The following is a 12,203-nucleotide window of genomic DNA, read 5'->3' as shown; positions in this document are numbered from 1 at the left end:
TATGAGGTATCTATCCTATTTGTTTGGTTAAAATAGTTCCCTTAGCACCAATCATGCGATTATAAATTTTTCCTTGGCGATTGTGGGTAATGATATCAGCAATTACTTGTGATTCGGTTTTGGATTTGACTTCACAAGTAACATAAAATGTTTCGTCAAATGGCACAGGTGCAAATTGTTCAAAGGTTTGAATTTCTGAGGGTAAACAACCGACTTTATGAAAGTGTTGAATCCAAAGCCAGAGGGCGTGAATCTGTACGTCAGCTATGTAGGGATTGAATGTTTGAACTGGGAATTGTCCCTGTTTTTGGGCTGTAGGTTGTGGTAATTTACATTTGATGGTGAGTTTACCGGGACTGGCATTTAGTACAGATTTTACACCTTGAAATGTGATTCCATGAAATAAGCTACCTCCCCGGTTCTGATAAAGTAATTGATTTGTGATGAGGAATTGCTCATCTAGGGTTAAGTTTAGCAATTCGTAGTTTAGGGCGGTGTCAATTTGGCGCTTTAGTATCACATTAGCACTAAAGTGATATCTGATTTTTCCTTCTGGATTAATGCTGCTAATTTTAGCTGCCAACTCTATTTCTTTATTTTCAATTTTAGCAATGTCTTGGATTGCTAGAGTGTATTCACTTGATAAATTTTCATCAAAAACTATTCCTTTCAGAACTTTGAAGTTGTTGCAACTAAAGGCTTTAAATCCAGGATGGATTTGTTCGCAAGCGTTAGCCATCCATAATAATCCACAAGTGGCGGGAAGGACGGGACGACTTGCTATTATATGATCGTGTAAAAATGGGTTGGATTTTAATGTTAATTGGCGTTTTAGGCGATAGGTTTTTAAGTCGCTGGATAGGGTAGTGGGAATATAAACTAATGGGCTACCAATTACGATTTGTACATTTTCTTGATAGGTGTTTATTAGTTCTTCAACTAACATTTGTGTACCGGTTTCTAGGGGTATGGTTTCAATTCCTCGTTCTGCAAAGGCTTTTTTTAATTCTGGTGATACCATCCCACTTTGCCAAGGACCCCAGTTAATGGCTACTACATGACAATGGGGATAATTATGTTTGATAAGATGGGCTGATTTATTGAGGATTTCGTTAGCGATCGCATAATCAGATTGTCCTATATTACCATAAAAACCAACCACCGAAGAAAATAGAATTAAATATTTTAGTTGGCTTGGAGGTACACAATTTAGCAGATTTTCTAAACCCTTAACTTTGGCTGCATAAACTGTTTCAAAATCCTGAATTGTTTTTTCCTCAATTCGTTTATCAGCTAAGTTACCAGCACCGTGAATAATGCCAGTTATCGCCCCTAAATATTCAACTACAGGTGCAATTTTTTCTGCTAGCACAATGCTTTCAGTGACATCCACACTCACATATTCTGCTTTTCCTCCTGCGGCTGCAATGGCTTTGAGGGTATTTTGGATTTCGCGCTGAGAGGAAATATCATGATACTTTTTCTGTATCATTATTGGTGTCGGTTTTTCCCCCTGTGCTTGAAAATACTCCATAATTCGCTTTTTTAATTCGGCTTCATTTTCACAATCCTCAGCCCAAACTGGTTCTGTTTCTCTACTAGAGCGACCTAAAAGAATGAATGTACATTGATATTGTTGGGCTAATTTAATCACACATTGGGCTGTTATTCCTTTTGCACCTCCACTGACAAGAAATACTTGAGATTGGGGATTGATGATCGGGGATTGGAGACTGAGGGAAGAGGGTTCTGCAACTAAAGTAAATCTACCTTTGCTGCTATATCCTACTTCTGTAACTAACAAATTGGGGTCATGAATTTCTGCAAGTATGTGTTTTACAGATGTTTGTGGATCTAAATCAGGGCTTAAATCAAGGGAACGACAAAATACACTTTCCCATTCTTGATTCAAACTCTTAGTTAATCCGAATAGTCCTGCACTAATAGGACTAAAATTAGTTGTGTTTCCTAGTCCAAATTCACCATCTAGACGCGCAATACAAAGAAAACAACTACGTGATTTTGTTGCTGCTTCATTAAGTGATGTTTTGAGATGTTTAGCGATTAAGAAGACATGACGGAGAATCAATATTTCTATTTCATTACTACCGCTGAATACAGGGTTTAGATGAATGAAAGTAGCTACAGCACCAAAATCATCTGCAATGTTACTTAACTGTTGTTGTAAAGTTTTCTCATTCCAATCAGTTAATATTACCCGATTAATTTCCGCCGGTAAATTTGATTGAATGTTAGGGAAGCTTAAAACTACAGGTTTCACACCTTTTGCTATCAAAGATGTAGCTAATTCTTCAGTAGTAGAATAGCCGTCATCTGTGATTAGAATAACATCGGTTTCAGGAATTATAAAATCTAACGCATCTGGTTGGGAAAGCAATTTTAATGTTGCCGGACTGCGAAGAATTTGAGGATGTAATTCTGTCGATGTAAATTCTTCTTTCTCATTAGTTAGTAACTTGGTTACACCCTGAGCCTGATGTTGCATATACTCAACAATTTGTCCCAATGTCCTTAATTCTGCTAATTCTTCAGGGTTAGGTCTGGGTAAATCTGGATAAAGTTCTAACAGTCCTCCTAATATTTCCACCCGTTTGATAGAATCAATTCCTAAATCTGCCTCAATATCCATTGACAGTTCTAACATTTCTGCTGGATAACCTGTTTTATCACTGACAATGGTGAGGAGAACGTTACTCAAATCTGCGGGTATTCTGATTGCTGGTGCTTTTTCTACTATCTGCGTTATTTGATCTCCAGTAGATTGTTTTACATCATCTTCGCCGGAGGAAATTAAATTTTCTGTATCAGCAACATTGGGGTGAGATTCTAAAATTTGTGGTTCATCCGCAACATCTTGGTGAGGAACTGCCACTAACATTTGCACTGGAAAAGTTGTTGCTCCTGAAACTTCTACCTTCTGACTTAATAAGTCTAGAACTAGAGTTTTAATATACTCCGCAATTTGTCCCAGTGTCCGCAATTGACCTAATTCTTCTGGGTTCGGTTTTGGTAAATCTGGGTAAAGTTCTAACAATTCTCCTAATATTTCCACCCGTTTGATAGAATCAATTCCTAAATCTGCCTCAATATCCATTGACAGGTCTAACATTTCCACTGGATAACCTGTTTTATCACTGACAATACTAAGTAGAGTTTCTCCAAGAGTGGAGGTATCAATATTAATGGGAATTGTGGGTATGACTGTGATGGTATTTGAGTTTTCTTCTAACTGTTCCTCTTGTTGAGGAGGAAAAATTAACTTCTCTCCTAATCCCTCTCCTGCAAAGGAAGGGGAAATATTAGCCCCACTTCTATTAACAGAGGTTTTTCCATTGGTTTCTTCTACTAAATGATGCTGAGGAACAGAAATATCATCAGTAACAAACAAAAAATTATAATGTTTATGCAGTAATTGGAAGTAATTGTTGGCATAATCTTGCTGATAGTTCAAATATATTTCATGAATGCGGAGGGTGTCAGCTTGATGATCATGAAACCGCATCATGTTACGTTCACAACTAGAAATAGCTAGTTGTTGTGTTTGTGCTTGATATTCATTTATATCCCCGTTTTCTAACAACTTATACTGTTGTTGCATCAATTCATAAAAAGTCTTTGTGTATTCTGTTTGATTTTGTAAATATTGTTCATGAACGTGTATTATATCACGTTGTTGACGAGTAAATTCTGCTAAGGAATGTTCTAAACTATCAATAACTCGGGCGTAATTGGGAAGTTGAATTGCTACTTTCTCCAAATTGCTATTGTTCCTATGATTTACATCATTTACATCTGTACCATAACTGTATTCTTCCTCTAAATCTTCCCTAATTCTTGGTAAGGTAATAGTTGTTTCAGCAACAGCAGGTTGTGGTTCTAGTTGGGGAGAATTTGCACTGATTCGATGACCATTTTCTAGTGCTTTTGCAAATGCTCTTTGTGCTTTGTGGGTGATATTAGTGCTGTTGAGTGGCACATTCAAAACTTTCTTTTGATTAACTTCAGGAATTTTGGTTTCAATTTGATAGGGGTCGATATTTTGCAAAGCTACACCAGCAACTCGCAATTGTATTACTGCTTCTCGTAATCCTAAATCGCTATTTTGAGTTGAATTCCTATTCAAAGCGACAGCAATATGGGGTTTATCACCTAAAATTTCTTTCACTAAGTTTGTGAGAACGTTTTTGGGACCAAACTCCACAAAGCAATAACCACCAGCTTTATAGATATTCTCAACTTCTTGTTGGAACAAGACCTGATTTAACAAATGTTCTTTGAGATTTTTTTGAATTGCTGGCGCTTCATTTGGGTAAAATCCACCAGTGAGATTTGTATAAACGGGAATTTTAGCAGAATTAAAAGTTACCTTTTCAATCGCTTGAGCAAAAGGTTTTTGGGCATGGGATACTAATGGTGTATGGAAAGCTGCGGAAACTTCTAATAAAAATGTAGAAAATCCCTTCTCTTTCAGAACATTCTGCACTTTGGTAATTTCTGCTGTTTTTCCAGCTAAAACCACCTGACGCTGAGAATTCCAATTAGCAATAGCAACTTGGGGAAAATCTTTAATTAATTCCTTTAGCTGATTAATATCACCCTTTACCGCCAACATTCCCCCCGCGTCAGATTCTGCGGGTGTAGCCATTGCTTTTCCCCTTTCTCTGACTAAGAAGAAATAATCTTCTTCACTTAAAACACCACCAGCCCACAAAGCTGTCAATTCTCCAAAGCTATGACCGGCGACAAAATCAGCTTTAAAACCAGCTTGTTGTAATATCTTGTATAAACCTGCACTAAAAACGCCAATTCCTGGCTGTGCATATTCTGTTTTTTGCAGTGTTTCTAGCTGATTTTGCTTTTGTGATTGATCAAAAACTGGCTGGGGAAATACAACTTCAGAAAGGGGTTTTAACCCATCTTCACACAGCAGCTTATCCATATAAATATAGGTTTCACGTAAGCAGGGAAAGTTAAGTACTACTTCTCGCCCCATTTCCAAATATTGAGAACCTTGTCCAGAAAATAAAGCTACTATTTTACCTGTAGTTTCTATCCCTTTTTGGCGGTAATAAATTCCTTTGGGATGTTCCCATGATTCGGCTTCTGGTTTATTTCGTAACTGATTAATACTAATTTGCAAAAATTCCTCAGCTTGGGTTAAGGAATCAGTAACAAATCCAATCCTCACGCAATTGACAGGAATTTTTAGAGATTGAGATCCTCTAATTATTTGTTGATAATGTATTTCTTTTTCTGGTGATGTTAATTGTCGTTGAATGTCTTCACAGCGAGATAACAATTCTTGGGTTGTGGATGCAAATAATAAAACTGATTTTGCAGTATTGTGTAAACGATATGAGTGATGATGTTCATTTTCATATTCCTCCAAAACAACGTGATAATTTGTCCCTCCAAAACCAAATGCACTGACACCAGCACGTCTGGGTCGGTTACTAATCCAAGGTCTAGTTTCTGTATTTAAATAAAAGGGTGAACTCTCAATATTTAATTTTGGATGTGGTTTAGTAATGTTCATTGTGGGTGGTAATACTTTGTGATGCAATGCCAAAGCTGTTTTAATTAAACTTGCTGCACCTGCTGCCGCTTTGGTATGTCCAATTTGTGATTTCACCGTACCTAAAGCAATATGTTGGGTTTGGGAATTGTTTTCACCAAATACTTCTTTAATAGAGGTAAATTCTGTGGGGTCTCCTACCATTGTTCCTGTACCATGTGCTTCAATTAAACCCACAGTTTCCGGTGAATACCCGGCATTTTCATAAGCACGACGTAAGGCTTTAATTTGTCCTTCGGAATGGGGTGCATATATGCTCTTATACTTACCGTCGCTAGAACTGCCAATACCTTTAATAACAGCATAAATGCGATCGCTATCTCGCACTGCATCTTCTAACCGCTTGATTACCAACATTCCCACGCCTTCACCTAACATCATCCCATCAGAATCTACATCAAATGGTTTGACTTTATCACCAGGAGAAACCGCTGGAGTTTTGCTAAAACACATATAGGCAAAAATCGAATTATCGGTGTCAACTCCACCAGTGATCATCATATCGGCGCGATGTTCGACTAATTCGCTAATTGCCATTTTTAATGCACCTAAAGAACTGGCGCAAGCTGCATCCACTACACAGTTTATTCCTCCCAAATCCAGGCGGTTGGCGATACGTCCAGAAATCACATTAGCTAACATTCCAGGGAAGGCATTTTCGTCCCACTGTACATAAGCACTTTTGACTTTATCAATCACTTTTTGGGTATCTACTTCTGATAAACCACTGTTCTTGAGAACTTTTTCCCAGATTGGATATTGCAACCTTGCACCCAAAGGTACTGCTAATTGTCTACCAATAGCTACACCTAATATGACCCCAGTACGTTCACGATTAAACTGTCGAGATTCGCTGTAACCAGCATCTTCCATTGCCTCTTTTGCTACTAACAAACCTAGTAATTGAGAAATATCTGTTACCTCTAAAATATTCGGAGGTAAACCAAATTCCATCGGATTAAAATCAATATCTGGGATAAATCCACCACGCTTGCAGTAAGTTTTATCTGGGGCTTTGGGGTCAGGATCATAATAATCTTCTATACTCCAGCGGGAAGGGGGAACATCAGTAATACAATCCACTTTTTGAATAATATTTTCCCAATATTCCTGTAGATTCTTTGATTTGGGGAATATTGAAGCCATCCCAATAATTGCTATATTAGTTTGTTGCGATTGTTGATTAATTTGATTAATGACATTTGTATTTTTCGACATATTACTTCTCTCACTGATCATCTGGAACAGAGCTTTTTCACAATTACTGACTTCAATTTGCAATTGTGATAATGCAGCTTCTAAGTTGGAAGCAGCCATGACTATTTATTCACTATTTTGTCGTGGAATGTGAAGATGATAATAAATTTGTTTGTTCTCTAAATTAAAAAACTAGAGATGACAAACTTCTCTATGTAAACAAATTATTAAGGTTCTTCAACTTGGTAAAATGCTTCGCTTGGCGGCTCAAGCTAGAATAGTTTTTAGAGAAAACGTAATTCTCTACCCTGTACTTTCGGTTCAACTGCCGCTTAGACTTATTTTATATGGGTGACAAAACTTTTGCAACTCAAATGCAACTCAATAAAACTAGGAAAAATATCAAGTTGCTTGAGGCATAGCGATGAATTATTTACTTATCCAAGTAATATCAATAATTAGCTGATATTGCCAAGTTAATATCTAAAGTTGCATATAAATTGCACGAAATCATAGAAAAGGTGTAAAGTCAAGCAAAATTGAGATGGATGTAAGTAGTCAAATAAAATTGGCAGATATTTTCACATCTATCTGAGAGGAGATTTTCAATTAATAGTCTGGATCTGATTTATCAGGTGGTTAATGAGCATATAAATATTCCTTCAAATCATTAATGAATAAACTGGTAATTTTGGTTACTCGTTATTATGTCTAAAGTATGAAATAATTAAGATTATAAGAAATATAGATACTATTACTCGGTAAATCAGTAACAAATGAAAACAAGCCTTATGAGCTAGTAATTAATTTGCAATGTCCTAGAAATTTGATTTAGACATATTTGTTGCATAAGGGTTGAAATTGTGTATTAATCAGTTTATTGTTTGTGGTTGAATGATGTAAATGTAAATCCATACTGTTTGTTTAGGTTAGTGACTAGACATAGAATAAGGTAGACTAAATATATAAATTCACCTGATTAATTCATTAGTCTATTCAGTCTTAAACTGATAGTATCGCAGTACAAAATCATGCAATTCGACCAGATTGCATTTACGGTTCTGCAAAATTGGAATTACAAGAAACTATTAAGGGCTTGCTGGCATGAGACTATCTGAGCTAGATCCACTCATACCGCTAAATGAGTTGAGAGAAGAACTTCTCAAGTTACCAAAAGGCTACTCTTTTTATGAAGACGAATTGGTAGATTTCCTATCACGACGCAGATGGCCTGAGAGCGATCGCCGGATTGATAGAACAACTTTCTGGCGGTGGCGCAACGACAACGGAATTGAGCATCAAAAAGTATTTAGCCGCTTGGATATCCTGAAACTCTGTCAAATTTGTGATCATTATCGAGTGGATGGAACTCGCAACGAATACTTAGCCATCATGAAAAAGAAAAAAGAAGTGATGCTCAACAAATAACTCTATTAACTACCGATATAGCTAATACCAATTTTGGATTTTAGATTATGAATTAACAGTCATTACTAACTATCCCAATTTGGTATCAAAGATGGACGGATATTTCTATAATCTGTCCATCTTTCTAGCTTTATCTTCGCCAACTATTTAGAAAAAACGTTATCAGGGAATGCTATCAAGTGTACTTATCTGTTCCTAAATAACAGAAATAATGTCATTTATAGAAAACAAAGTGAAAACCTAATTGCTAATGTAAAATACAAAAATTATGGTACACAAAGAAAAGCATTCATTGACAAACCCTGTAAGTTGGTTGTCCATAACTTTGGCAATTACGACAGCTATAACTACTGCTACAGTATCTCTCTACAGCCTATCAAAATTTAATTTTGAATCTAAGTCTAATGTTCGAGTTCCTATCAGGAATTCTACCCCTATAGCGACTGCTATTGCAGCTTTAGGACGTTTAGAACCCGAAGGAGGAATTATTCATTTGTCTGCTCCTAATTCTCAAGGGGGAGGGGTAAGAGTAGCTAAACTTTTAGTAAACAAAGGTGATAAAATCCGTCAAGGACAAGTAGTAGCAATTCTTGATAGTTATACTCCTAATATTGCTGCTTTAGGAAAAGCTAAACAACAAGTGGAAGTTGCTCAAGCTAGTGTCAAACGAGTAGAAGCTGGTGCAAAACAAGGTGATATTTATGCTCAAAAAGCTACAATTGCTCGTCTAGATGCTGAATTGCGTGGAGAAACTTATGCTCAAAAAGCTACAATTGCTCGACTAGAAGCCGAATTCAATAATGCAGAAATAGAGCATCAAAGATATCAGAAATTATATCAACATGGTGCTATTTCTGCTTCTGATGGAGATACTAAACGATTGCGAAGAGATACATTACAACAGCAACTCAATGAAGCCAAAGCTTCCTTAAATCGAACTGTAGAAACGCTGCAAAAACAGTTAAATGAAGCCCAAGCTAGGCTTAATAGTATTGTTGAAATTCGCCCTACTGATATACAAGCCGCGCAAGCTGATGTTAATAGTGCAAAAGCTTCTTTTAAACAAGCTCAAGCAGAACTAGATTTCAGTTCTATCCGTTCTCCTATAGATGGTCAAATACTAAAAATTAATGCTTGGCCAGGAGAAACAATTGGTAATAATGGCATAGCTGAATTAGGTCGCACTCAAAAAATGTATGTAGTAGCAGAAGTCTACGAAACTGATATTAAAAAAGTGCGCTTAGGTCAATCAGTTGTCATTACTAGTGATGCTTTTACAGGAAAAATACAAGGAACAGTCACAGATATTGGTTTGCAAGTTGGTAAACAAAATATCTTCAATAATAATCCCGGTGCAGATACAGATAATAAAATAATTAATGTCAAAATTCGCATTGATAAATCAACGGACAACCAACGAGTTGCAGCTTTGACTAATTTACAGGTGCAGGTACTCATTAAAGTATAATCCATCTTGGATTTTAGATTTTAGATTTGGATTAGGGTAATAGTCTGCACGAAACATAGAAATTACATAGAGTGGGAATTACCCACTCTACACTCATTCAGATTGTGCAGATAATTGAGGATTCCTAGAATCTATACATACTACCAGAGGTTTTAAATATGATTCTTAATATACCTCTAGCTTGGCTACAACTAGCTAAACAAAAAGTGCGCTTTTTTGTAGCTTTAGCAGGAATTGCTTTTGTTGCTGTTTTGATGTTTATGCAAATTGGCTTTCAAGATGCTCTTTACGCAAGTGCTACACAGGTACATAAAAATCTCAAAGGAGAGTTGTTTTTAATTAGCGCCCAATATAAATCTTTGACCTCTAATCAAAGTTTTTCTCGCAGTCGTTTATACCAGACATTAGGTTTTTCGGATATTGAATCTGTTGAGCCTTTATATGTGCAGTTTGCTAAGTTAAAAAATCCTATTAGTGGACGCAAGTATCCTATCTACGTACTTGGATTTGATCCAGTAAAACCCATTTTTAAATCACCAGAACTTCAGGAAGATTTTAAGTTACTGCAAATCCCTGATCAGGTTTTCTTTGACCGTGCTTCTCGTCCAGAGTTTGGACCAATTGCTGAGTATTATCAAGAAAATAAACCTATGAGTCTGGAAATATTTAGTTATCTGGGTTTAGTAGGTTACAAAATAAAAATTTGCGGCTTATTTAGTCTTGGTCCTTCCTTTGGAGTTGATGGTAATTTAATCGTCAGTTCTTCTACTTTCATGCGAATATTTCAAGAACGTGATGCTAACAAAATAGATATAGGCTTAATTCATCTCAAACCTGGTACTAATCCCAAACAAGTTTTGGCAAATTTATCAGCCAAATTACCTAAAGATATTGTCGTGATGACTCGCCAAGAATTTATTAACTTTGAGAAAGACTATTGGACCTTAAGAACACCAATTGGATTTGTATTTAACCTGATGGTATTTATGGGTTTTGTGGTTGGAGTAATTGTTGTTTATCAGATTCTTTATAGCAATATATCCACACATTTTGTTGAATTTGCTACTCTTAAAGCAATGGGATTTAGAAATAAATATCTCTTGGTCCTGGTTTTTCAACAAGCCTTAATTTTAGCTATTTTGGGCTATATTCCTGGTTTTGCTATATCTTTAGGACTGTATGATCTTGCTAAGAGTGCAACTAAGTTACCAATTACTATGGATATAGAGAAAGCATTGATAGTTTTAACTTCGGCAATTTTAATGTGTTTAACTTCTGGATTCTTCTCTACCAATAAATTACGCAAGGTAGATCCAGCAGATATTTTCTAAATTTCTGTAATATGATGCAATCAAATTTTATTTTGGAAATCACTAAGCTTAATCATTACTTTGGTACAACCAAGTTACGAAACCAGATATTATTTGACGTTAATTTGATAATCCGATCTGGTGAAATTGTGATTATGACTGGTCCATCTGGTTCGGGAAAAACGACTTTACTAACTTTAATTGGGGCTTTACGTTCAGTTCAGGAGGGAAGTTTAAAATTTATTGGACAGGAATTATTTGGAGTCAGTAATGAAAGATTAGTGCAAGTACGTCGTCAGATTGGTTATATTTTTCAAGCACATAATTTACTGGATTTCTTAACAGCCAGACAAAATGTACAAATGTCTTTAGAATTACAAAGTAATATTTCACAATGGGAAGCTAAAATACAGTCAGAAGCAATACTTAATGCTGTAAAATTAGGTAATCGCATTAATTATTATCCATCTGATCTTTCAGGAGGACAAAAGCAAAGAGTTGCTATTGCTCGCGCTTTAGTGAGTCATCCTAAATTAGTCTTGGCTGATGAACCTACAGCAGCTTTAGATAGTAAATCAGGCCGAGATGTTGTCAATTTGATGCAAGAATTAGCAAAAGAGCAGAATTGTGCTATTTTAATTGTCACTCATGATAACAGAATTTTAGATATTGCTGACCGAATAATTCAGATGGAAGATGGTAGGTTAATCAAACAAGGGACATATTGAGTTATAGTAAGAGTCAGGAGTCAGAATTCAGAAGTAAAACCCTTTTGTAGTCTGAATTGAACCATTAATTAGTGTCCTAATCACCCTATCTAGTGCTATATATCTTATGGGGGAACAACATATCTGCTTTAAGGATGAAGTGAACCTTTTTCTGTTTATGTAAAGTGTAAGGATTCTAGATGCCAGAGTTTTTAAATAACTTGGTGATCTATTTTTTATGAAATCAGGATAGGGTAGTTACAATATAAATTGTAAGAATTCAGAAGTCAGGAGTCACAATGTTTGAGAAATTGGTTAATTATCGAAATTGGTTAATTATCAAATAGGTATTTTTAGCTTTAGCCTGAAAAAGCTGACTGCTGTTCACATAGCGTGCCGTTAGGCATTAGCTGAATGCTGACTATAAATTAATGATGCAACTGAGGTTAATAAGGTTTGTATTCATAATTTTTTACTCCTTACATTTTGAATTGATA

The 12,203-nt window shown here is 35.9% G+C and carries 5 protein-coding genes; 4 read left to right on the top strand and 1 reads right to left on the bottom strand.

All coding sequences use genetic code 11. The features are described 5' to 3' along the window. Window positions 1-10: 10 nt before the first annotated feature. A complete protein-coding gene (locus AAZO_RS21160; protein ID WP_013192763.1) occupies window positions 11-6,913 on the bottom strand; it encodes a type I polyketide synthase in 6,903 nt (2,300 codons plus the stop codon). A gap of 984 nt (window positions 6,914-7,897) precedes the next feature. Here AAZO_RS21160 and AAZO_RS21155 point away from each other — a divergent pair. The 4 genes from AAZO_RS21155 to AAZO_RS21140 all read left to right on the top strand — a co-directional run bounded on the left by AAZO_RS21155 (window position 7,898) and on the right by AAZO_RS21140 (window position 11,727). Continuing rightward, window positions 7,898-8,221: a hypothetical protein gene (locus AAZO_RS21155; RefSeq protein ID WP_013192762.1), complete on the top strand. Its 324-nt coding sequence runs from the start codon at window positions 7,898-7,900 to the stop codon at window positions 8,219-8,221. Window positions 8,222-8,489: 268 nt separating this feature from the next. Next, window positions 8,490-9,689: an ABC exporter membrane fusion protein gene (locus AAZO_RS21150; protein WP_013192761.1), complete on the top strand. Its 1,200-nt coding sequence runs from the start codon at window positions 8,490-8,492 to the stop codon at window positions 9,687-9,689. A 158-nt stretch (window positions 9,690-9,847) separates the two neighbouring features. After that, window positions 9,848-11,020, top strand: coding sequence for an ABC transporter permease DevC (gene devC / locus AAZO_RS21145; RefSeq protein ID WP_013192760.1), 1,173 nt, complete (start codon window positions 9,848-9,850; stop codon window positions 11,018-11,020). Between the two features lie 11 nt (window positions 11,021-11,031). Continuing rightward, on the top strand, window positions 11,032-11,727 hold the full coding sequence (locus AAZO_RS21140; protein WP_013192759.1) for a DevA family ABC transporter ATP-binding protein: 696 nt from the start codon (window positions 11,032-11,034) through the stop codon (window positions 11,725-11,727). The last annotated feature ends 476 nt before the right edge of the window (window positions 11,728-12,203 follow it).

The organism is 'Nostoc azollae' 0708, from assembly GCF_000196515.1.
GTDB lineage: Bacteria > Cyanobacteriota > Cyanobacteriia > Cyanobacteriales > Nostocaceae > Trichormus_B > Trichormus_B azollae.
This window is presented reverse-complemented; position numbering and strand designations above follow the sequence as displayed.

Excerpts from the sequence above, each read along its gene's own strand:
- AAZO_RS21160 (WP_013192763.1), bottom strand. The coding sequence starts at position 6,913 with ATGGCTGCTTCCAACTTAGAAGCTGCATTATCACAATTGCAAATTGAA.
- AAZO_RS21155 (WP_013192762.1), top strand. The coding sequence starts at position 7,898 with ATGAGACTATCTGAGCTAGATCCACTCATACCGCTAAATGAGTTGAGA.
- AAZO_RS21150 (WP_013192761.1), top strand. The coding sequence starts at position 8,490 with ATGGTACACAAAGAAAAGCATTCATTGACAAACCCTGTAAGTTGGTTG.
- devC (WP_013192760.1), top strand. The coding sequence starts at position 9,848 with ATGATTCTTAATATACCTCTAGCTTGGCTACAACTAGCTAAACAAAAA.
- AAZO_RS21140 (WP_013192759.1), top strand. The coding sequence starts at position 11,032 with ATGATGCAATCAAATTTTATTTTGGAAATCACTAAGCTTAATCATTAC.